Source organism: Nonomuraea purpurea, assembly GCF_042650645.1.
Classification (GTDB): domain Bacteria; phylum Actinomycetota; class Actinomycetes; order Streptosporangiales; family Streptosporangiaceae; genus Nonomuraea; species Nonomuraea purpurea.
On sequence record NZ_JBHSBI010000022.1, the window covers coordinates 94919 to 116605 of the forward strand.

General features: G+C 69.0%; 14 protein-coding genes, 5 tRNA genes and 1 riboswitch. Of the genes, 11 read left to right on the forward strand and 8 right to left on the reverse strand.

Going from position 1 to position 21687, the window contains the following annotated elements:
* The first annotated feature begins 11 nt into the window (after positions 1-11).
* The 3 genes from ACFOY2_RS35490 to ACFOY2_RS35500 all read left to right on the forward strand — a co-directional run bounded on the left by ACFOY2_RS35490 (position 12) and on the right by ACFOY2_RS35500 (position 7779).
* Positions 12-1391 (forward strand): glycoside hydrolase family 6 protein, encoded by a 1380-nt coding sequence (locus ACFOY2_RS35490; RefSeq protein ID WP_379532487.1) that lies wholly within the window; start codon positions 12-14, stop codon positions 1389-1391.
* 143 nt (positions 1392-1534) lie between these two features.
* Positions 1535-2494, forward strand: a complete 960-nt coding sequence (locus tag ACFOY2_RS35495; protein WP_379532488.1) for a hypothetical protein — start codon at positions 1535-1537, stop codon at positions 2492-2494.
* A 116-nt stretch (positions 2495-2610) separates the two neighbouring features.
* Positions 2611-7779, forward strand: coding sequence for a DNRLRE domain-containing protein (locus tag ACFOY2_RS35500; protein ID WP_379532489.1), 5169 nt, complete (start codon positions 2611-2613; stop codon positions 7777-7779).
* Between the two features lie 140 nt (positions 7780-7919).
* On the opposite strand, the gene ACFOY2_RS35505 is transcribed toward ACFOY2_RS35500, so the two are convergent.
* The 8 genes from ACFOY2_RS35505 to ACFOY2_RS35540 form a co-directional block, all read right to left on the reverse strand.
* Positions 7920-7998: transfer RNA gene (locus ACFOY2_RS35505), tRNA-Pro, on the reverse strand.
* Positions 7999-8126: 128 nt separating this feature from the next.
* Positions 8127-9191: a mechanosensitive ion channel family protein gene (locus tag ACFOY2_RS35510; protein ID WP_379532490.1), complete on the reverse strand. Its 1065-nt coding sequence runs from the start codon at positions 9189-9191 to the stop codon at positions 8127-8129.
* A gap of 18 nt (positions 9192-9209) precedes the next feature.
* Positions 9210-10205: a ribonucleotide-diphosphate reductase subunit beta gene (locus tag ACFOY2_RS35515; RefSeq protein ID WP_379532491.1), complete on the reverse strand. Its 996-nt coding sequence runs from the start codon at positions 10203-10205 to the stop codon at positions 9210-9212.
* Between the two features lie 9 nt (positions 10206-10214).
* The gene (locus tag ACFOY2_RS35520; protein WP_379532492.1) at positions 10215-12365 is read right to left on the reverse strand and encodes a ribonucleoside-diphosphate reductase subunit alpha; all 2151 of its coding nucleotides are present in this window, start codon (positions 12363-12365) and stop codon (positions 10215-10217) included.
* Positions 12366-12494: 129 nt separating this feature from the next.
* Positions 12495-12690, reverse strand: a riboswitch (cobalamin riboswitch).
* Between the two features lie 4 nt (positions 12691-12694).
* A complete protein-coding gene (locus ACFOY2_RS35525; protein WP_379532493.1) occupies positions 12695-13642 on the reverse strand; it encodes a Bug family tripartite tricarboxylate transporter substrate binding protein in 948 nt (315 codons plus the stop codon).
* 173 nt (positions 13643-13815) lie between these two features.
* On the reverse strand, positions 13816-14589 hold the full coding sequence (locus ACFOY2_RS35530; protein ID WP_379532494.1) for an SAM-dependent methyltransferase: 774 nt from the start codon (positions 14587-14589) through the stop codon (positions 13816-13818).
* Positions 14590-14650: 61 nt separating this feature from the next.
* Complete coding sequence (glmS, locus tag ACFOY2_RS35535) at positions 14651-16471, reverse strand: glutamine--fructose-6-phosphate transaminase (isomerizing) (RefSeq protein ID WP_379532495.1); 1821 nt, start codon at positions 16469-16471, stop codon at positions 14651-14653.
* A 13-nt stretch (positions 16472-16484) separates the two neighbouring features.
* Complete coding sequence (locus ACFOY2_RS35540; RefSeq protein WP_357831612.1) at positions 16485-16760, reverse strand: hypothetical protein; 276 nt, start codon at positions 16758-16760, stop codon at positions 16485-16487.
* A gap of 279 nt (positions 16761-17039) precedes the next feature.
* On the opposite strand from ACFOY2_RS35540, the gene ACFOY2_RS35545 reads away from it, so the two are divergent.
* From ACFOY2_RS35545 to ACFOY2_RS35580, 8 genes are all read left to right on the forward strand, one after another.
* Positions 17040-19415: an N-acetylmuramoyl-L-alanine amidase gene (locus ACFOY2_RS35545; protein WP_379532496.1), complete on the forward strand. Its 2376-nt coding sequence runs from the start codon at positions 17040-17042 to the stop codon at positions 19413-19415.
* A 91-nt stretch (positions 19416-19506) separates the two neighbouring features.
* Positions 19507-19578 (forward strand) — tRNA-Gly (locus ACFOY2_RS35550).
* Positions 19579-19593: 15 nt separating this feature from the next.
* Positions 19594-19664: transfer RNA gene (locus tag ACFOY2_RS35555), tRNA-Cys, on the forward strand.
* Between the two features lie 48 nt (positions 19665-19712).
* Positions 19713-19784 (forward strand) — tRNA-Gly (locus tag ACFOY2_RS35560).
* Between the two features lie 21 nt (positions 19785-19805).
* A tRNA-Val gene (locus ACFOY2_RS35565) sits at positions 19806-19880 on the forward strand.
* A 199-nt stretch (positions 19881-20079) separates the two neighbouring features.
* Positions 20080-20313 (forward strand): hypothetical protein, encoded by a 234-nt coding sequence (locus ACFOY2_RS35570; RefSeq protein WP_379532497.1) that lies wholly within the window; start codon positions 20080-20082, stop codon positions 20311-20313.
* A gap of 5 nt (positions 20314-20318) precedes the next feature.
* Positions 20319-20846 (forward strand): DUF6879 family protein, encoded by a 528-nt coding sequence (locus tag ACFOY2_RS35575; protein ID WP_379532498.1) that lies wholly within the window; start codon positions 20319-20321, stop codon positions 20844-20846.
* Positions 20839-21681: a helix-turn-helix domain-containing protein gene (locus ACFOY2_RS35580; RefSeq protein ID WP_379532499.1), complete on the forward strand. Its 843-nt coding sequence runs from the start codon at positions 20839-20841 to the stop codon at positions 21679-21681. Before ACFOY2_RS35575 ends, ACFOY2_RS35580 begins: the two co-directional genes overlap by 8 nt.
* Positions 21682-21687: the final 6 nt, after the last annotated feature.

Sequence of the window (21687 nt, forward strand, 5' to 3'; positions counted from 1 at the left end):
GAGAGCAGAACATGCGAGTGTTAACCCGGCTGGCAGCCGTCACGGCCGCAACGGTGACCGCCCTGTCGGTGACCGTCGCGACGCCTGCTGCCGCCGCGACCGAGCTGGTGGTCAACGGCACCTTCAGCACCGGCACCACGCCGTGGTGGAACTCTGCCAACACCTCCATGGCGGTCGACACCGGGCGGCTGCGCGTCAACGTGGCCGCAGGCACGGCCAACCCGTGGGACGCCATGGTGGCCCAGAACGACATCACCCTGACCAGCGGCAAGACCTACACGCTGTCTTTCGACGCCGCCGCCTCCGCCTCGGTCAGCGCGGCCACCACCGTGCAACTGGCCGACAGCCCCTACACCAACACCCTGACCAAGACGATCGCGCTCACCACGACGAGCAAGCGCTTCAGCTTCCCCTTCACCTCCAGCCTGAGCACGGCGGCCGGGCAGGTGTCGTTCCAGCTCGGCAAGAACGCCGCTCACACCGTCTACCTCGACAACGTCTCCCTCACCGAGACGGCGTCCGGGCCGATCAGCATGACGAGCGGCTTCTACGTCGACCCCGATTCCAACCCCGCGGTCTGGGTGGGAAAGAACGGCGGCGATTCCAAGGCGGCCCGGATCCAGTCCTCGATCGCCTCCAAGCCGATGGCCCGGTGGTTCGGTAGCTGGAGCGGCGACATCACCGCCGCCGTCTCCAGGTTCGTGGGCGCGGCCGACAGCGCCGACAAGCTGCCGATCCTGGTCGCCTACAACATCCCCGGCCGCGACGCGTGCGGCGGTCACTCCGGCGGCGGCGCCGGTACCGAAGCCGCGTACAAGACGTGGATCTCCGCGTTCGCCTCCGGCCTGGGCAACCGTCCCGCGGTCGTCGTCATCGAGCCCGACTCGCTGGGTGACTTCGACTGCATGAGCGAGACGGCCCGGCAGGAACGCATCCGCATGCTGACCTACGCCACCGAGCAGTTCCGCGACAAGGCCGCCAACACCTGGGCCTACCTCGACGCCGGCAACGCCGGCTGGACCGCACCGGCGACCATGGCCTCCCGGCTGCGGATCGTGGGCGTGGCCAACGTCCGCGGCTTCTCGGTCAACGTCTCCAACTACTACACCACCGGCCAGTCGTCCACGTACGCCAACGCGATCAACTCCGCGCTCGGCGGCACCGCCACGTTCGTCATCGACACCAGCCGCAACGGCAACGGCTCCAACGGCGAATGGTGCAACCCGTCGGGCCGCAAACTCGGGACCACCGCACAGGTCGGTGGTGGCGCCGAGATGCTGCTCTGGGTCAAGGTCCCCGGTGACTCGGACGGCAACTGCGGCATCGCCTCGAACGTGCCCGCCGGAACGTTCAGCCCGGACCTGGCCATACGGCTGATCGACGGAATCTGACCAAGCCGTAGTCCGAACGAGCCACGCCTGGGACGACAGCAATCGTTTACGGTCCCGTCATCCAAGATCATCCAATTGGTTGCTGATGATCTTTACGTTGGCGGAGTTTGTGCAGTTTTTCCCACTCACGCGGAAGGACATCCATGCGCATTTCCACTCGGGCATTCGTCGTCGCTTTAGCGACAGCCCTGGCACTCAGCAGCGCGACCGTGGCCGGTACTCCGGCCATGGCGCAGGACGACCCCGCCCTGGCGGCCCTCACTCAGGTGGTGCCCGAGATCGTCGAGGAGGCCAGGACCACTCCGCCCACCGAGATCCCCGAAGGAAACGTCCAACGGCCGTTCGCCATCGCGACGGACCCCGACCGCACGCTGGTCGCCACCGTCAGCGACTCCGACATCGGCATCGGCGTGCCCGACGCCACGGGGGCCGGCAACCAGCCGCTGCCCGGCCTGGTCACCTACACAGCCCAGCAGCCCAGCGTGGCCTACGCCCACCAGCGCACCGGCCAGGTCGCCCGCGCGCTGACCATCATCAAGGACGCCTCGGCGCCGACCGAGTACCGCTTCCCGATCAGCGCCCCCGAGGGCAGCATGCTGGAGGTCGAGGACGACGACGGCACCGTCCTGATCTACAACGAGGACGTCTACCTCGGCGAGATCGACCTCCCCTGGGCCAAGGACGCCAACGGCAACGCCGTGCCGACCTCGTACCGGGTGGAGGGCATGACGCTCATCCAGACGGTCAACCACGCGGGCGCCGCCTACCCCGTGGTCGCCGACCCCGCGGTCAAGCTGCAGTGCGAGTGGTGGAAGGCCATGTGCCGGGTCATCTTCTCGAAGAAGCTGACCAAGAAGATCCACAGCAACTGGCTGTACAGCGGCAGCGCCGCGGCGGCCGAGGCGCTGAAGTACGCCTGCGACAAGATCAAGGAGAAGCGGGCCAGGCTGATCTGCAAGGCGGCCGGGGCGGCGGGCATCGCCTCGTACATCGCCAAGATCAGGGAAGCGTCGAACAAGAACCAGTGTTTCGCGATCCGCGCCCAGTTCCCCGGGCCGTTCGTCTGGGGTGAGGTCCGCAAGAAGAGCTGCCAGAGCAAGTAACCCCGCACCATCCCGACGCCCCCGCCCGATCCGGCGGGGGCGTCGCCCTACGCGCACCCCCCGGAGCACCCATGCCTGCCTTCACGTCACGGGCCCTCGCCGGTGGCCTGGCTCTCTTGCTTGTCCCCCTGGCCGCGCTCGCCTCACCCGCGGCCGCAGAACGGCCCGCCGCCGAGCCGGCGTCTCCGGCAACCGCCTCCAGCGCCGCTTCGGGGGACGACCCGAGCGCCCCCGACGCTCTCGCGGCCGAGCCGAGCGCCCCCGACGAGGCCTCCGCCCGGCTGTCCGCGCGCCTGACGGGCCGGCGCGTCGAGGTCGCGGACGCCCGTACCGAGACCACCACCACCTTCGCCAACCCCGACGGCACGCTGACGGCCGACTCGTTCGCCGGCCCCGTCAGGTTCCGCCGCGACGGCGCGTGGGCCCCGGTGGACATCGCCCTCACCCAGGCGCCGTCGGGTGAGATCGTGACCCGGGGCCACGGCCGGGCGCTCAGGCTGGCCGGCGGACGCGCCGCCGGGATCCGGCAGTCCGCCGCGTCCGGGCCGACCGATCTGATCACGATCGGCGAGGGCGCCGCCAAGGTGAGCATGCAGTGGAAGGGCGCGCTGCCGGCGCCACGCCTGTCCGGCGAGACGGCCACGTACCCGGACGTCATGCCGGGCGCCGACCTGGTCGTCACCGCCACCAGGACGGGTGCCGAGCAGTTCCTGCTGCTCAAGTCCCGCCCGGCGGCCCCGCTGAGGTACAGGCTGGGGCTGAAGGCGCCGGGCCTGGAACCGCGCCGGTCGGCCGGCGGCGGCGTGGAACTGGTGGATGCCGAGGGCAGGGCCGCCGTCACCATCCCCGCACCGGTCATGTGGGACGCCACCAAGCACCCCATCTCGGGCGATCACCTGCGCCGTGCTCCCGTGGAGATGAAGGTCTCCGGCCGCGACCTCATCCTCACCCCGGACCCGGCCTTCCTGAACGACCCGGCCACGGCCTACCCCGTCACCGTGGACCCCTCGCTCAACCTGGGCCAGGTCTTCGACACGTTCGTGCAGGAGGGCTACGGCACCGACCAGTCGGGCGCCACCGAACTCAAGATCGGCGACAACGGCAGCGGCCAGGTCGCCAAGTCGTTCATCACGTGGAAGACCCCCGGCATCGCGGGCAGGAAGATCATCTCGGCCACCCTGAAGCTCTGGAACTTCCACTCGTGGTCGTGCGAGGCCCGCTCCTGGGAGGTCTGGTCGGCCGATCGCGCCACGACGTCGTCGCGCTACCCGGGCCCGCACACGGCCGCCAAGTACGCCTCCTCCAGCCAGACGAAGGGCTACGGGAGCGGCTGCGCCGACGGCTGGGTCACCGCCAGCGTCACCTCGCTGGTCCAGCACTATGCCGACCAGGGCTGGAAGGAGTCCGGCATGGGCCTGCGGGCCGCCAACGAGGGCGACAAGTACGCCTGGAAGAGGTTCAACTCGGGCAACGCCTCGTCGAAGGTGCCGGTCCTGTCGGTGACGTACAACTCCTACCCGAGCACCCCGGTCTCGACCTGGGTCTCGCCGTTCACCGACTACGACGGCACACTCTGGACCAACACGGTCACCCCGCAGCTGCGCAACCACGTACGCGACCCCGACGGCGGCAACGTGCGCGGCCTGTTCGACGTGTACTCCGGCTCGACGCTGCTGATCGACAACCTCTACGGCGCCTACGTGCCCAGCAACGGCTTCTCCGGCGCGAACGTGCCGGCCGGGAAACTGGCCCACGGCAAGACGTACACGATCAGGTCGTGGGCCAACGACGGGTCGCTGACCTCGAAGGCGTACCAGTCGCGGACGTTCTCCGTGGACACCGTCAAACCGCCCGCGCCCAAGGTGGCCTCGGCGGACTACCCCGACGACGGCGGCTGGCATGGCGAGGCCGGCAAGGCTGGCACGTTCACCCTCACGCCGGCCAACACCGACACCGGCTGGATCTCCTACAAGCTCGACGGCGGCACCGCCACAAAGGTGCTCACGACGGGCGCGGCCGTGACGGCCAAGCTGACCCCGGCCACGACCGGCACGCACACGCTCAGCGTCCACACCATCGACAAGGCCGGCAACTCCTCACCGGTCACCGCCTACACCTTCAACGTGGGCTCCGGCGCGGCGGTGGCCGTCCTCACCGCTCCGGCCGACGGGCTGCGCAGCACCGGCAAGGTGCCGCTCGCGGTGACGGGCACGGCCTTCACCGAGGCCAGGTTCCAGTACCGGCGCTCGGAGATCGACGATTGGGCGGACCTGCCGGTGGCGAACGTGACGGGCGCGGACGGCAAGCCGCTGACCGCCTGGCCCGTGGCCGCGCCGGGCGGGGTGTCCGGCCTGGTCTGGGATGCCGGGACGCAGCTCGGCGACGCCGCGGTGCAGGTGCGCGCGCAGGTCTCGGGCTCGTCCGGGGTCACGGTGGAGTCCGTGACGGCCGAGGTCGTCGTGGACCGCCGCGCCACCCGGGCCGCCACCAGCCAGGTCGGCCCCGGCGTGCTGAACCTGCTCACCGGCGACTACCGGCTCCAGACCACGGCGGGCGGCCCGTTCGGCCTGACGCTCACCCGCACGGCCTCCTCGCGCGACGCCGGCGTCACGTGGTCGCCCGCGCTGAGTCTGCTCAAGGAGACGTCGCCGACGTCCGTCGAGCTGACCAGGGCCGACGGCACGCCGGTGCAGTTCACCAAGACCGCGGACGGCTGGCGGCCGGAGCCGGGCGCCGAGGACCTGACCCTCACCGGCGCCTACACGCTCACCGACTCCCGAGGCGAGGCCACGTCCTTCACCAAGCAAGGGGACGTCTACGTACCCGCGGGCCACGCCTACGAGCAGGCCCGCCCCAAGTCGATCACCCGCGACGGGCACACGCTGGAGCTCGGCTACGATGCCGCGGGCCGTCTGTCCACCGTCTCGTTGAAGGCAACGGTGATCACCCAGTACGGCTACGACGGCGCGGGCCGGCTCGCCGAGGTGTGGGACCCGCGGATCAGTCCGCCGCTGAAGACGACCTACGGCTACGACGCCGCCGGCCGGGTCACCACGTTCACCCCGCCCGGCGAACTGCCGTGGACCTTCGGCTACGAGGGCGACGGCCGGCTGCGGTCCGTCAGCCGCCCCACGCTCAAGCCCGGCACCGCCGACCAGGTCGCCGGTGAGGCGAAGTCCACGATCGGCTACGGCGTGCCGCTCACCACGGCGGGCGGCGGCCCGGCGGACCTGACGTCCCGGCAGGTGTCCGGCTGGGGGCAGGCCGTGGCGCCCGTGACGGCCACGGCGGTCCACCCGCCGGGCTCCACGAACCGCCCCACCGTGACGTACCTGGACGAGTCTGGCCGGGCGGTCAACGTGCTGACCCCCGGTGCCCACCTGTCCGCCACGGACTACGACCGGTTCGGCCACGCGGTGCGGGTGCTCACCGCCGCGAACAGGGAGCTGTCGCAGCGGCCTGAGACCGATTACCGGCTCGTCGAGCTGGCCATCACCGGTTACGGCCCGGACGAGCGCGCCGAGCTGTTGTCCACCCGATCTGTCTACGACGCCTCCGGCCGCCGCAAGCTGGAGGAGCTGAGCCCGGTCCACATCGTGAACCTGGAATCCGACGTGGACGAGCTGCCCGCCGGATACGCCATCGGCGCCAGGGCGCGCACCGTCAGCACCCACGACGAGGGCAGGCCGTCGGGAGCGACGGCCCGCGACCTGCCGACCACCGTCAAGGTCGGCGCCGTGATCGTCGGGCGCGAGTCCGAGCCGGACGTGGACGTGAAGACCACCGCCCTGTCCTACGACTGGGCGACCGGCCGGCAGATCAGGACGGTCCGCGACCCCGGCGGCCGGGCGGTCACCGCCGACGCCGCGGGGCTGGTTCTCTACACGGCGACCGGGGGCGGCACCTGCGGCGGGCGGCCCGAGTGGGCGGGCCTGGTGTGCCAGGACGGCGGGCGGACCTACACCTACACCGCCTCCGGCCTGCCCGGCACCGTGACCGAGGGGAACACGGTCACCACGGTCAAGCGCGACCCGGCCGGCCGCCCCATCGCGACCCAGGCCGGCGGCGAGGCCGAGATCGGCCTCGGCTACAGCCCGGCCACCGGCCGGCCCACCGAGCGGTGGCGCGGCACGGAGAAGATCGTGACGGCCTACGACCGGCTGGGCCGGGTCATCTCCCACACCGACGCGGACGGAGGCCAGACCCGCACCGAGTACGACGACCTCGACCGCCCGGTCAAGGTCACGGACTCGGCCCCGTCCACCAGGGTCTACGCCTACGACCACGCGGCCGAGCCGCGCGGCCTGCCCACCTCGGTCACCGACTCGGCGGCGGGCACCTTCACCGCCCGCTACGACGCCGACGGCCGCCAGATCGAGGGCGACCTGCCGGGCGGGCTGCACCTGCTGTCGCCCTACGACGAGCGCGGGCGGAACTACGCTCGGATGTACACCAGGGACGGCGTGGAAGGCCCGGTGATGATCGACCAGGTCGGCCGGAACGTCCACGGGCAGGAGGTGCTCAGCCTGCGTACCGACACCATGAGCGAGCGGCAGCTCGGCTACGACAAGGCGGGGCAGCTCGCGTCGGTGCTGGACATGGCGTTCCCGGTGTGCACGCTGCGCCGCTACGGTTACGACGGCGCGGGCAACCGGACCCGGCTGGCCGTGCAGGCCTCGGACGAGGACTGTCCGGTGGCCGACGACTCGGCCGCAAGCATCACCACCTACGCCTACACCTCCGACGGCAGGCTGACCGGCGACGGCTACGGTTACGACCCGGCGGGCCGCACCACCTCGCTGCCGGGCGGACGGAGCATCGGCTACTTCGCCGACGGCCTGCCGGCCAAGCAGAACTCCGGCGAGCGGAGCCTGACGTGGACGCGCGATCCGGCGGGCCGGATCAGGTCGCAGACCACCGAGGCGGGCGCGGTCACCGTCCACCATTACGGCTCCGACGGCGAGCGCTCCTCCTGGGTGACCGAGAACGGCGCGGTCGTCCGCAACGTGGCCGGCGTCGGCGGCGAGCTGGCCGCGCTCACGGGCGCGACCGGGTCGGTCCGCGTCCAGCTGCTCACGGTCGGCGGGCACGTGGGCACCGAGCTGGAGCTCGGCAGCGGCCTGGCCACCGTGACCGGGTACGACGAGTTCGGCCTGGCCACCCAGTCGCGGCGCTACGGCTGGCTGGGCGGCGCGTTCCACCCGACCACCTTGGACGGGACGGTCCTGGTGTCAGGCCGCCTGTACGACCCGTCGCTGGGCCGCTTCCTCCAACGGCCGTACTGAATTGTCGAGCTCAGAAAGCTGCCGATTGGGCCCCGGGCTGGGCTGGCGTGGGCCGCGCCCGGGGCGGGGGCCGGATCCGGCCGGGGGACGCCATTCCCGTCGGCGAGATCGTGGCCCGCGGCCCTTTTCTTTCAGGGCCGTGGTCCGAGTGGCAGGATTCGAACCTGCGGTGCTCCTGCTCCCAAGGCAGGCGGGCTGACCAAGCTGCCCCACACTCGGATCGTGGAAGCGGTCAGCAAGGCGGCGGCAGGAGCGGGAGGGACAACAGGTCGTGCACTTTTCACCGCTCCTTTCTGCGTGTCGCCGGACAATGTCCAAGGTAAAGCGGTGATCGGCGGGGGCGCCACTTATTTAACGGTGCCCTCGGCGCGCGATTCCGGGGTTTCGACACGGAAGCGGGGCAGGGACTCCGGGTAGTTGTCGCGGACGAAGTCGACGAGGAATTCGCGGACGTCGCACTTGAGGTCCCAGGCGGAGGCCGAGTCGGCGGCGCTCATGAGGGCGCGCAGTTCGACCAGGCCGTTGGGGAGGACGTCGGTGACCTGCAGGGTCCAGTCCTTCTGGTCCCAGAGCGGGTTGCCCTGCAGGAAGGTGTACAGGGCCTCGCGGAGTTTCGCCGTGGGGACGGACCAGTCGACGCGCAGGAGGACGACGGCCAGGACGCGGCTGCCGTGTCTGGTCCAGTTCTCGAACGGGTTCGTCGTGAAGTACGACACGGGCAGGACCAGGCGGCGCTCGTCCCACAGGCGCAGGACGACGTACGTGAGCGTGAGTTCCTCGATCCTGCCCCATTCGTTCTCGACCACGACGACGTCGTCGAGGCGGAGCGCGTCGCTGAAGGCGAGTTGGAGGCCGGCCAGGGCGTTGCCGATGGTGGGCTGGGCGGCGATGCCGACGATGGCGCCGGCGATGCCGGCCGAGGCGAGCAGACCGGCGCCGAGCGCGCGCACCTGGGGGAAGGAGAAGAGCATCGCGCCGAGCGCGACCACGATGATGACGGCGGCGGCGATGCGGCGGACCAGGCCGATCTGGGTCATGATCCGCCGCGCTCTGCGGTTGCGCTCGCCCTCGACCAGCACCAGCCGGTCGAGGACGACGTCGGTCAGCGCGTACGTGGCCTCGATGATCACCCAGGTGAACGCGCCGATGGTGACGAGGCCGAGCCCCCGGTCGATCGTGTCGGCCAGCGCGCGCTGCTCCGGGGACGGGCCGAGCATGCCCGGCCCGAACACCAGGTTGAGCGCCACCACGACGGCCACCAGGAACGCGGGCCTGGTGCAGTGCTCCACCAGGTGCCTGGCGAGCGCCCATTTGCGCCCGACCCGGTTGAGAAACCGCCGGACCAGCTCGACCAGGATGATCGACCCGATCACCGAGATCACGAGAATCGGCCAGTTTGCCGGCGACTGCACCCCTACAACCCCCTAGATCTAGAACGTTTCGTCAAAGGTCACATTGCCCTCCACCGCCACCTGGTAAGCCGACACGCGCCGTTCGAAGAAGTTGGCCAGCTCCTGCACGTCCTGCAGTTCCATGAAGGCGAACGGGTTCGCTGAACTGTACCTTCTGGGCAGGCCGAGCCTGGTCAGGCGCTGGTCGGCGACATATTCAAGGTACTGTCGCATCTGCTCGACCCCCATGCCGGGCATGCCGTCGCCGCACAGGTCGGCGGCGAAGGCCAGCTCTGCCGCCACGGCTTCCTCGATCATGAGGGTGACCTGCTTGCCCAGTTCGTCGTCGAAGAGCTCGGGTTCTTCCGCCCTGACCGTGTCCACGACGCTGAAGGCGAAGTCCATGTGCATGGACTCGTCGCGGAAGACCCAGTTCGTTCCGGTGGCCAGGCCGCCGAGCAGGCCGCGGGAGCGGAACCAGTACACGTAGGCGAAGGCGCCGTAGAAGAACAGGCCCTCGATGCAGGCGGCGAAGCAGATGAGGTTGAGCAGGAACTGACGGCGGTCGGAGGGGCTTTCGAGACGGTCGAGGCCGTTGATCGAGTCGATCCACTTGAAGCAGAATTCCGCTTTGTCGCGGATGGAGGGGATGTGCTCGATCGCGGCGAACGCTTTGACGCGCTCGTCCGGATCCGGGAGGTAGGTGTCGAGCAGCGTCAGGTAGAACTGCACGTGCACGGCCTCCTCGAAGAGCTGCCTGCTCAGGTAGAGGCGAGCTTCCGGGGCGTTGACGTGCTGGTAGAGGTTGAGCACCAGGTTGTTGGCGACGATGGAGTCGCCGGTGGCGAAGAACGCGACCAGGCGGTTGATCAGGTGGCGCTCCTGCGGCGTCATCTTGGCCAGGTCGGCCAGGTCGTTGTGCAGGTCCACCTCCTCGACCGTCCAGGTGTTGCGGATGGCGGCGCGGTAGCGTTCGTAGAAGTCGGGGTAGCGCATGGGCCGCAGGGTGAGGTCCATACCGGGGTCGAGCAGCACAGGGGTCTCCTACTGGCAGGCTTCGCAGGTCTCGGGGTTCTCAAGGGAGCAGGCCACGGCCTGGGGGGCGGCCACCGTGGTCTGGGCGATGCGCGTGGCGGGGCGTGAGCGCAGGTAGTACGTGGTCTTCAGGCCCTGCTTCCAGGCGTAGGCGTACATCGAGGAGAGCTTGCCGATGGTCGGGCTGGCCATGAACAGGTTCAGCGACTGCGACTGGTCGATGTAGGGCTGGCGGGCGGCCGCCAGGTCGATCAGCGCCTTCTGCGGCAGCTCCCAGGCCGTGCGGTAGAGCAGCTTGAGGTCGTCGGGAATGCCGGGGACGTCCTGGACGGAGCCGTCGGCGCGCTTGACGTCGTCGCGCAGCTGTTGCGTCCACAGGCCGCGGGCCTGCAGGTCGGCCACCAGGTAGCGGTTGACCTGCAGGAACTCGCCCGACAGCGTCTCGCGTTTGAAGACGTTCGACACCTGCGGCTCGATGCACTCATAGCAGCCGGCGATGGAGGCGATCGTGGCGGTCGGCGCGATCGCGATCATGAGGGAGTTGCGCAGCCCGGTGGCCGCGATCTTCTCCCGCAGCGCGTCCCAGCGCGGGGTGCTCGCCAGGTAGTGGTCCGGGTGCAGCACTCCCCCGGCGGCCCGCGTGTCGGTGTAGGACGGGTGCCTGCCGCGTTCGGCGGCCAGGTCGGCGGAGGTGTCGTAGGCGGCCAGCGCGATCTCCTCGGCGATCCGGGTGGACAGCGCGAGGGCGCCGGCGGAGTCGAACGGGAGCCGCAGTGTGAAGAACACGTCCGCCAGGCCCATCACGCCGAGCCCGATCGGCCGCCAGCGTCTGTTCGCGGCCTCGGCCTCGGGGGTCGGGTAGAAGCCCAGGTCGATGGTCTTGTCGAGGAAGCGCACGGCCGTGCGGACGGTGCGGCGCAGCCGTTCCCAGTCCATGTCGCCTGAGCGCAGGTGCGCGGCCAGGTTGATCGAGCCGAGGTTGCAGACGGCGGTCTCGGCGTCGCTGGTGACCTCGAGGATCTCGGTGCACAGGTTCGACAGGTGGATGACGTTCTCGGGGCGGGCGGTCTGGTTGGAGGTGCGGTTGGCGGCGTCCTTGAACGTCATCCAGCCGTTGCCGGTCTGGGCCAGCGTGCGCATCATGCGGCCGTACAGGGTCCTGGCCGGGATCTGCCGGACATAACGCCCTTCAGCCTCGTACGCCCGGTACGCGGCGGTGAACGACTCGCCGTACAGGTCCGTCAGGTCGGGCGTCTGCTTCGGGTCGAACAGCGACCAGAGCTCGTCGGCCTCCACCCGGCGCATGAACTCGTCCGGCACCCAGTTGGCCAGGTTGAGATTGTGGGTGCGGCGGGCGTCCTCGCCGGTGTTGTCGCGCAGCTCCAGGAACTCCTCGACGTCGGCGTGCCAGGTCTCCAGGTAGACGCAGGCCGCGCCCTTGCGCCGCCCGCCCTGGTTGACCGCCGCGACCGAGGAGTCGAGCGTGCGCAGCCAGGGGACGATGCCGTTGGAGTGGCCGTTCGTACCCCTGATCAGGGAGCCGCGCGAACGCACCCTGGTCCAGGAGACGCCGATGCCGCCGGCGTACTTCGACAACCGCGCGACCTGCCCGTACCTGTCGTAGATCGCCTCCAGCTCGTCGCGCGGCGAGTCGAGCAGGAAGCACGACGACAGCTGCGGACGGCGCGCACCCGAGTTGAACAGCGTGGGCGAGCTGGGCAGGTACGACAGCGTCGACATCAGCGTGTACAGCTCGGCCGCCTCCTCGACCGACTCCGACAGCCCGCACGCCACGCGGAGGAAGAAGTGCTGCGGGCGCTCCAGCACCGCCCGCGTCTCGGGGTGGCGCAGCAGGTAGCGGTCGTAGACCGTACGCAGGCCGAAGTACTCGAACCGCTCGTCGGCCGCCTCGGAGACCAGCGCGTCCAGCTCGGCGGCGTGCGCGGCGACGAACTCCGCCAGCCCGTCCTGGATCAGCCCGGCCGCGTGCGTGGCGGCGATGGACTCGGAGAACGACCGCACCCCGTGGGCGGCGGCCTGCTCGGCGATCTCCTCGGCCAGCAGCCGGGCGGCGACCCGGGAGTTGGCCGGGTCGGCGATCACCCGCGCTGCGGCCTCCTCGATGGCCAGCCGGCGATCGGCCTCAATCAACTGCGTCATGTGCTCTCTCCTCGCGAGCTCATCCCCCGTGAGGGCGCGCGAGAGCACGGCGGCATGACGCGGCCGCCTGGCTCCCCGGCCCTCCCTCGAGGCCCCTGGTCACAGCACGCCAGGCCGGGTCACGCTCATGGCCGTGCGCGCACGCTGGCAGGTCTTCGGGCTCGCGGGCACGTTCGAAGGCTCCTACTGGCCGTCGCTTCCCGGATCTCTCCAGTGCTCATGACGGCGGTCGTTCCCGCTCACCGCTGCGGGGCAGCCCCGGAATCGCACCGGGTTCCCTTTTGCTCCGCCTCCGCAGAGGCGAACCAGCGATGAGCAGGATCCTACATCTAGTGGCCGTTCCCGCAACTACCCCAGCATGTTGTGGCTTTGGTGGAGGCGATCAGCCCGAGATCCCGCAGCACGGCGCGGGTGCGCTCGACCTCGGAGCCGATCCAGCGCCCGAAGTCGTCGCCGCTGAGCGGGATCGAGAGCCAGCCCGCCGCCCGGCAGGCCGCCGCCCACTGGGGCGAGCCGGTCACCTCGTCACACATGCGGACGGCCCGCTCGCGGCTCTCGTCCGACATGTTCTCCGGGCCGACGGCCGCCGCCCAGTCCGTGAAATCCACCCGTACGCCCGATTCGAGAAGCGTCGGCGCGTCCAGTTCGGGCACCCGCGCGGCCGAGGACACCGCCAGCACCTTGACCTTGCCGGTGTTGATGCTCTCCCGCCAGTCGGCGAGCAGGCCCGCGGCCGCGGCGGCCTTGCCGGACAGCAGCGCCACGACGGCCTCCTGGCTGGTGGGGTAGCCGGTGTAGTCGACCTGCCTGGTGTCCGCGCCGAGCCCCCTGGCGATCAGGCCGAACAGCAGGTGGTCCGGCTCGCCCTCCGGCCCTCCGGCCAGCGGCGTCTGGCCCGGCTCCGCGCGCAGGTGGGCGCCGAAGGCGTCGAAGTCCCTGAAACGGGAGTCGGCCGGCACGACCACGACCTCGACGTCGCCGGCCAGCCTGGACAGCGGGGTGGCGGTGTCGGGCAGGCTCTGGCCGTTGTTCAGCTCGGCGGAGGCCAGCGCGCCCAGGCCGGTCACCGTGATCGCGGTGCCCGCGCCGGTCTCGTATCCGGCCTCGCGGGCCGCGCCGGCGAACGCCTCGCCGACGTGGGTCCAGCGGCGTTCGGCCGCCGTGATCGAGTAGCCGGCACGCAGGCCGGCCGCGCTGCGCGTGACGCGTTCCGCGCCGCAGCCGGCCGCGCACGCGGCCACACCCAGCCCCCATGCGAAGAACAGCCGACGGCGCATTGTGTTTCTCCCCGAACCTCACGAGCCCCCCATTACTCACAGTTATTCACACATTGCGCACAGATACACCTCGAAGCCGGAGGCTATGGCCGCTCCGAAAATGGGAGGATTTATTGGCATTTATTAGGTTGCGGTCATCGTGATCGCTTTTCCGGGCGTTCCCCCCGGTGCTTTTAGCCGGATTTGCGGGCCACTCCGGCCATGAGCGACGACGGCAGCGACCAGTCACCGACCAGCTTGGGACGGTCGGGACGCCAGTCGACGGCCTGCACCAGACCGGGCGGATCCAGGGCGAAGTCCCCGAAGAAGGCGCGGATCTCGGCCGGGCAACGATCGGCGCCGCCGCCGCCCGCCGAGCCCCGGTAGACGCCCCTGGCGCCGCCGTCAGGCTCGACGTACCCCATCGAGGTGGCGTGGCTGATCACCAGGTAGCTGCCCGGCGCCACCCGCTCGCGCAACACGGCCACGGCCCGCTGGGGGTCCGCGGAGTCGGGCACGAAGTGCAGGATCGACACCAGCAGCACCGCGACCGGCTTGGCCAGGTCGAGGAAGCAACCGGCCCTGGCCAGCACGTCGTCGGGGTCGAGCAGATCGGCCTCGACGAACGCGGCCCTGCCCGAACCATCGAGCAGGGCCCCGGAGTGCGCGGCCACGACCGGATCATGATCGACGTAGACGACCCTGGCCTCCGGCGCCACCTCGTGCGCGCTGCCCTGGGTCGGCAGCCCGCTGCCCAGGTCCAGGAACTGGTGGACCCCGGCGGCGCGCACGTAGCGCACGGCACGCTGGAGGAAGGCCCTGTTGGCACGGGCCAGCGCGACCGCCTCCGGGATCAGCTCGGCGAGCTGGTCGATGGCCTGACGGTCGACCGCGAAGTTGTCCTTCCCGCCGAGCATGTAATCGTACATGCGTGCGGGATTGGGCCGCTGTTGGTCGAACTGCCGCACAGTATCGAATTTATGTCGTCTTCAGTGAGATAACGAGGTTTGAGGCGGAATTGTTGGCTTATTACTCCACCGTAACGCTCTTGGCGAGATTGCGAGGCTTGTCCACGTCGCGGTCGAGCGCCACGGCCGCATGGTAGGCCAGCAGCTGCAACGGGATCGTCAACAGGATCGGGTCGAGCTCGATCTCGTTCTTGGGAATCACGATCACGTCGTCGGCCAGCTTCGACTCGGGCTCGCGGTGCCCGACCATCAGCACCTGACCGCCGCGGGCGCGGATCTCGCCGAGCGTGGTGAGGTTCTTGTCGAGCAGTTCGTCGTCGGGGACGATCGCGACCGTCGGCATGTCGGGGCCGATCAGCGCGAGCGGGCCGTGCTTGAGCTCACTGGCCGGATACGCCTCGGCGTGCACGTACGAGATCTCCTTGAGCTTCTGCGCACCCTCCCTGGCCACCGGGTAGCCACGCACACGACCGACGAACATCATGCTCGCGTGCTTGGCGTACTTGCGCGCCAGCTCGGCGATCTTGTCACCCTGGGTGAGGATCTCCTCGATCTGGCCGGGCAGCCTGCGCAGGCCCTCGACGATGCGCCGCCCGTCGGCGGGCGACAGGTCGCGCACCCGGCCCAGGTGCAGCGCGAGCAGCGCGAAGGCCACCGACGTCGAGGTGAACGCCTTGGTCGAGGCGACCGAGACCTCGGGGCCCGCGTGCAGGTAGATGCCGCCGTCCACCTCGCGGGCGATGGCGCTGCCCACGGCGTTGACGATGCCGATGACGCGACCGCCCTTGCGCTTGAGCTCCTGCACCGCGGCGAGCGTGTCATACGTCTCGCCCGACTGGCTGATGGCGACGTAGAGCGTGTTCGGGTCGACGACCGGGTTGCGGTAGCGGAACTCGCTGGCCGGCTCGGCGTCGGCCGGGATGCGGGCCAGCTCCTCGATGAGCTGCGCGCCGATCTGACCCGAGTAGTACGCCGAGCCGCAGCCGATGATCTTCACCCGGCGGAAGGACCGGGTCTCGCGCGCGTCCATGTTGAGGCCGCCGAGGTGGGCGACGTGGAAGCGCTCGTCGAGTCGGCCGCTCATCGTGCGGGTCATCGTCTCGGGCTGCTCGGAGATCTCCTTGAGCAGGTAGTGCTCATAGCCGCCGGTGTCGTAGTGCCCCGCGTCCCAGTCGACGGTCAGCGGCTCCTTGGCGGTTTCGCGCGCGTCGCTGGCGAAGGTGTGGAAACCGTCGGCCTTGAGCACGGCCAGCTCACCGTCCTCCAGGTGCACGACCTGGCGGGTGTAGCGGACCAGAGCGGCCACGTCGGAGGCGGCGAACATCTCCTTCTCGCCGATGCCCAGCACGATCGGGCTGCCGTTGCGCGCCACGACCACCTCGCCCGGCCGCTCGGCGTCGATCACGGCGATGCCGTACGTGCCCACGATGCTCTTGAGCGTCTTCCTGACCGCCTCCTCCAGCGAGTCGTTCTCGTCGGCCGCGTGGGCGATCATGTGGGCGAGCACCTCGGTGTCGGTCTCCGAGGCGAACACGACGCCGTCGGCGATCAGCTTGGCGCGCAACTCGCCGGCGTTCTCGATGATGCCGTTGTGCACGACCGCGATGCGCTGGTCGGCGGACAGGTGGGGGTGGGCGTTCTCGTCACTGGGGACGCCGTGCGTGGCCCACCGCGTGTGCCCGATGCCGAGCCCGCCCTTGAACCGCGCCGGCACCACCTTGGCCAGGTCTGCCACCCTGCCCTTGACCTTGCGGAGTTTCAACCCCTTGTTGGACACCACCACCCCGGCCGAGTCGTAGCCCCGGTATTCCAACCGTTGCAGCCCCTCCAGCAGGATGGGGGCGGCGTCCTTGGGGCCGACGTAGGCCACGATTCCGCACATCGAGGGCTCCTCTTTATCCGTAGATGATCCTGCGTAGCTGCCGCAGGGACAGCTCTGGCGCCGTCACCCGGCGACCGCCTAATTCGGCGGCGATCCTGGGGAAGATCTCGTCGTTGGTGTGACCGCGCGCCTTCAGTTCGCCATGGCGACGGCGGACGTACTCCTCGACGGTCTCGGAGAAGTACGACAGGACGTCGGCGACCACACGGGCGGCCTCCCCGGGACCGAGCGGGCTCGTCCTGGTGAGGTGGGCGATGAGATCTTCGTACGGATGCCGCGCCGTTGACACAGACGAGGACACTACGGCTCTGGAACGAGGCACGCCAACATCCTGCCCGATATCGGGCAGGAATTAACTCCAGCGGGCGGCGGAGCGGCTCCAACCCCTATCCAAGCGAAGACATCCGCGGCCAGGCCGGCCGAGCCCCTTACGCCCGATGACTGGGATGCCGAGTTCGCCCGCCGATCCCGCTGATCACATGCGTATCATCCGACCCGTCTGACACATCCCTTTCTGGGGAACAGTTACGGCGTGTAGTCATATCGTGACGTTCCTTGGGAGATGGTCATGCAGCTCAGGCTTGCCGCCGCCGTCCTGACCGCCGGCGCGCTCATCGCACCGAGCGACGTTCACGCGTCGGGGTTCCAGAACGCTCATACCGGGACGCTGACCGCGGGAACGTCCGCCGCCGGGAGGCGCGTGGGGGTACCCGCTGTTTCCTGGCGGCAGGCCGACTTCGCCGCCGCCGCGCGCGAGTACGGGGTTCCGTTGAGTGTGCTGCTCGGCGTCGCCTACCTCGAGTCCCGCTGGGACGCGAACGGGGGGCTGCCGAGCACGGCGGGCGGCTACGGCCCGATGCACCTGGTGGACGTGGCCCCCGCCGAGGCGTTGACGATCGGGGACGCCATCGGCGACGCCCGGGGCGACGACAGCCGTCCGATGGCGGCGACGCTGACGACGTCCGTGCCCTCGGCGGCCATGCGCCTCACGCAGCCCCAGACGACGCTCCCCGAGGCGGCGCGGCTGACCGGCCTCCCGGCGGACCGGCTCAGGAACGATCCAACCGCGAACATCAGGGCCGGCGCCGCCCTGCTCGCCTCCTACCAGGAGCGTCCAAGCGCCGACCCGGCCGACTGGTACGAGTCGATCGCCCGCTATTCGGGCGCGCAGGATCAGAGCGCCGCCCATGCGTTCGCCGACGAGGTGTTCTCGGTGATACGGGAGGGCGTGACACGCCGTACAGATGACGGACATGTCGTACAGCTCACCCCCGCTCCCGGCCTGACCACGCCCGGCACCACCGCAGCCGGGGAACGCAACAAGGCCGAGGAAGCTGAGGCGCAGTTCGGCACCCGCCCCGACCCTGATGACCTGGCCGGCACCAGCGCGGCAACCGAGGTCCGAGCCGGAGCCGGCGCGATGACCAAGAACCGCCTCAACGCCGATCCCGGCGTAGAGGCCCTGGGCCAGGCCGGCGCCGAAAGCTGGACCGTGCCAGGCCCAAGGACCAAAGTCCGGACCAGAGCGAAAGCCAGGGCCAGGACGGGCTCAGGAGCCAAAGGCCAGGCCGGGAGCGGCCCGGGGCCCGACAGCTGGGCGGAGTCCGGCTCTGAGAACGACGGCTGGGCGGACTTCGGAGCCGAGAACGGGCCCGACATCCCTCTCGAAGGCGAGTTTGAGGCCGACTGGGAAGCCGACGCCATGGGACAGCCGTACGGCTCCCCACTCCCCCGCGCGTCCGGCCAGACGTCCGGCCAGACGGAATGCCCCAGTTCGCTGGCCTGCGAGTGGATGCCCGCCGCCCACAAGCGCTTCGGCAAGAAGAAGGACCGGGACTACGGCAACCACGACCGCATGCTCCGCCCCCGTGCCGTCGACTACATCGTCATCCACGACACCGAGGGCGGCTATCAGGGCATCCCATCCATGATCCGCAATCCGAGGTACGTGAGCTGGCACTACACCATCCGCTCCCGCGACGGACATGTCGCCCAGCACGTGCCGACGGGGAGCATCGCCTGGCATGCCGGCAACTGGGATGTCAACACCCGCTCCATCGGCATAGAGCACGAGGGGTACCTGGCCAAGGGCGGCACCTGGTACACCGAGGCGATGTACCGTTCGTCGGCCAGGCTGGTGCGGTTCCTGGCCGCCAAGTACCACATCCCACTCAACAGAGCCCACATCCTCGGCCATGACAACGTGCCCGGCACCACAGCGAAAATGGTCGCGGGCATGCACGAGGACCCCGGCCCGTACTGGGACTGGGCGCACTATTTCGCCCTCATGGGCAAGCCACTCAAAGCAGCCAAGGACGGCGGTTCCATCATGATCCGCCCCTCGTATGACACGAACCGTCCCCGCTTCACCGGCTGCGTCACCACCAAGCCCGGCCGGCCCTGCCCCGAACACGGCGCGGCGACGGTGTGGCTGCACAAGGAGCCGAGCGAATCCTCCCCCCTCATCACGGACGCCGGGAAACACCCGGGCAAGCCGAGCACGCACAGCGTCTACGACCACAGCGCCCGCGCCTCCACAGGCCAGCGCTACGCGGTCGCGGCCAGGCAGGACGACTGGACGGCGATCTGGTACCTGGGCCAGAAGGCCTGGTTCCACAACCCGCCGTCCGCGCCCACCGCCGTCCCCGCCAAGGGACCGATGGTCACCCCGCTCAAGGCCAACACCGTGGTATACGGCCGGGCGTACCCCGAACAATCCGCCTACAAGTCGGCCTCCTACCAACCGCTGACGCCGCTGCAGTACAAGATCTCGCCCGGCCAGACGTACACGGTCGGCGACACGATCACCGGCTCGTTCTACTCCGCCAACGCCTTCCACCCGTCCAAACACGTCACCACCACCGGCACGGTCCGCTACCACCAGATACAGCTCGGGCACCGGGTGATGTTCGTCATGGCGAAGGACGTCCGCATGGTCCGCTGAATTTGCCACCTCGGGCCGCTCGTTGCGCACAGGCACTCCACGAAGACGATATGGTTTTCCCGTGGCCCGGCGCACGTCGCCCGAGGTTCACGCGGAAGTGGCTCAGTGGTAGAGCATCACCTTGCCAAGGTGAGGGTCGCGGGTTCGAATCCCGTCTTCCGCTCGGAGTACGACTCCTGGTGGAGTGGCCGAGAGGCGAGGCAGCGGCCTGCAAAGCCGTCTACACGGGTTCAAATCCCGTCTCCACCTCGGTGACCGGCGGGCTCCCAGGATCCGCTAAAGTAAAGACAGCACCACGCGGAAGTGGCTCAGTGGTAGAGCATCACCTTGCCAAGGTGAGGGTCGCGGGTTCGAATCCCGTCTTCCGCTCTGAGTTACATAACTCAATATGGACGATTAGCTCAGCGGGAGAGCGCTTCCCTGACACGGAAGAGGTCACTGGTTCAATCCCAGTATCGTCCACCAGGCTCCCAAGCAGACCAGGTCCAACCTGGACAACAGAGTAGAGCCCCAACTCACGGCACGGTCCGGGAGTTGGGGCTTCTTGGTGTTCGGATCGATCACGCCCGCTTTCAGCACCGGTGGTGACGTTGTGCTGACCCTTCGAGAAACAATTTGCAGGCAGGCACTTGACGCTCGTCAGCACAGAGCAGAACATCCGAGCATGGACGAGAAATCCCTAGCAAGTAGCTCCGACAACCCACCCATGCGGCTGCGGTTCGTCGGAAGCACATCCAACCAGGGTGGTTGCCCAACGCTGTATGAGACGGACCGAGGGACCATCGTGGTCCAAGGCCTCCACGTCACGCATCCCACTACCCTGGCCGACGCGCGAGACATCCTCGATGGTGAAGCGTTCGTCGAGGTTCCCAGGGAGTTGTTCAAGTTCCTAGGGTGACCCGCATGGATCTGGTGTCCGGTGACAAGTTCGAGAAGTTGTTCTCCTCGTTCGAGGTGTCCGCGTTCCGCTTGGAAACGCGAGAGCGGTACCACCTGGCCAAGGACGAGGAGGAGCCGCTTCGCCGCTTCCTCGCTGGAGAGCCCGACGACCTGGCGTGGATGCGTGGGTGGCTGGACCTCATGAGACAACACGCCAGACAGGGCCGGACCGTCCGACGCGTTCGGGTGGTCTCACGCCCGTTCTCGGACTACACACGGTTCAGCATGGCCGTGGCCCGCCGGAGCATCCCCGCCGGCGACCTGATTCACTACCTCGACCGCACGGAGGCCGAACGGATCGGCCTCCCCGATTCCGACTGGTGGTTGTTCGACAACGAGCGCCTCGCGCTGCTTCACCTGGACGAGGAAGATGTCCTTCATGGAGCAGAGATCATCACGGATCCGGAGACCGTCGCGAAGTACCGCACGTGGCGTGACATTGCTTGGCACAACGCGAGCCACCTTGAGGAGTTCGTGAACCTCAGTGCGTGACATTGCCCGAGCCCGCCTTGCCATGGGGCAAGAGCTCAAAGAACTGCGACTGGATGCGCGGCTGACCGGGCGGCAACTTGCCACCCGGTTCGGTTGGCAGGGATCCAAGATTTCCAAGATAGAAGGCGGCAAACAGACCCCATCAGAGGACGACATCCGAGCCTGGTGCGATGCGACCGGGCGCCCCGAGAAGGTGGACTCCCTCATCGCCTCGCTGCGCGCCATGGAGACGCTGTACGGCGAATGGCGACGACAACTCAGACTCGGCACGGCTACCCGGCAGAAGTCCTGGGCCGAGATGGAAGCGGAAACCAAACGCTTCAGGGTGTTCGAGTCGGTGCTGATTCCCGGTCTCCTTCAGACCAGCGAATACGCGCGGCTCCGTCTCTCCCAGGTGATCGCTTTCCACGACATCCCGAACGATCTCGAAGACGGCCTGGCGACGCGGATGCACCGTCAAGAGATCCTCTACACGCGGGACAAGTCCTTCCACTTCGTCATCTTGGAAGCCGCTCTCCGTCTCGGCATGGCTCCCTCGGACATCATGCTCGATCAGTTGGAGCGGCTCATTGCTCTGTCGCTCATGCCGCGAATTCGGCTCGGCATCGTGCCATTGAACGCCCAGCTGCCCTTCGCGCCCCAGCATGGGTTCTGGATCTTCGACGAACGCGCAGTTCACGTTGAGACGGTGGCCGCGGAGCTGACGCTGACGCTTCCCGAGGAAGTGGAGCAGTATGTGCGCCTGTTCGATTGGTTCGCCGAGGCTGCCCAATACGGGCAACAGGCACGGCAGATCATCATGAAATCCATGGAAGCTCTCGCTGAGGGTGCTTGAGGTTTC

Bases quoted from the DNA above. Each gene is read 5' to 3' on its own strand.
- ACFOY2_RS35570 (WP_379532497.1), top strand. From the start codon at position 20,080: ATGGACGAGAAATCCCTAGCAAGTAGCTCCGACAACCCACCCATGCGG.
- ACFOY2_RS35575 (WP_379532498.1), top strand. From the start codon at position 20,319: ATGGATCTGGTGTCCGGTGACAAGTTCGAGAAGTTGTTCTCCTCGTTC.
- ACFOY2_RS35525 (WP_379532493.1), bottom strand. From the start codon at position 13,642: ATGCGCCGTCGGCTGTTCTTCGCATGGGGGCTGGGTGTGGCCGCGTGC.
- ACFOY2_RS35495 (WP_379532488.1), top strand. From the start codon at position 1,535: ATGCGCATTTCCACTCGGGCATTCGTCGTCGCTTTAGCGACAGCCCTG.
- ACFOY2_RS35490 (WP_379532487.1), top strand. From the start codon at position 12: ATGCGAGTGTTAACCCGGCTGGCAGCCGTCACGGCCGCAACGGTGACC.
- glmS (WP_379532495.1), bottom strand. From the start codon at position 16,471: ATGTGCGGAATCGTGGCCTACGTCGGCCCCAAGGACGCCGCCCCCATC.
- ACFOY2_RS35545 (WP_379532496.1), top strand. From the start codon at position 17,040: ATGCAGCTCAGGCTTGCCGCCGCCGTCCTGACCGCCGGCGCGCTCATC.
- ACFOY2_RS35520 (WP_379532492.1), bottom strand. From the start codon at position 12,365: ATGACGCAGTTGATTGAGGCCGATCGCCGGCTGGCCATCGAGGAGGCC.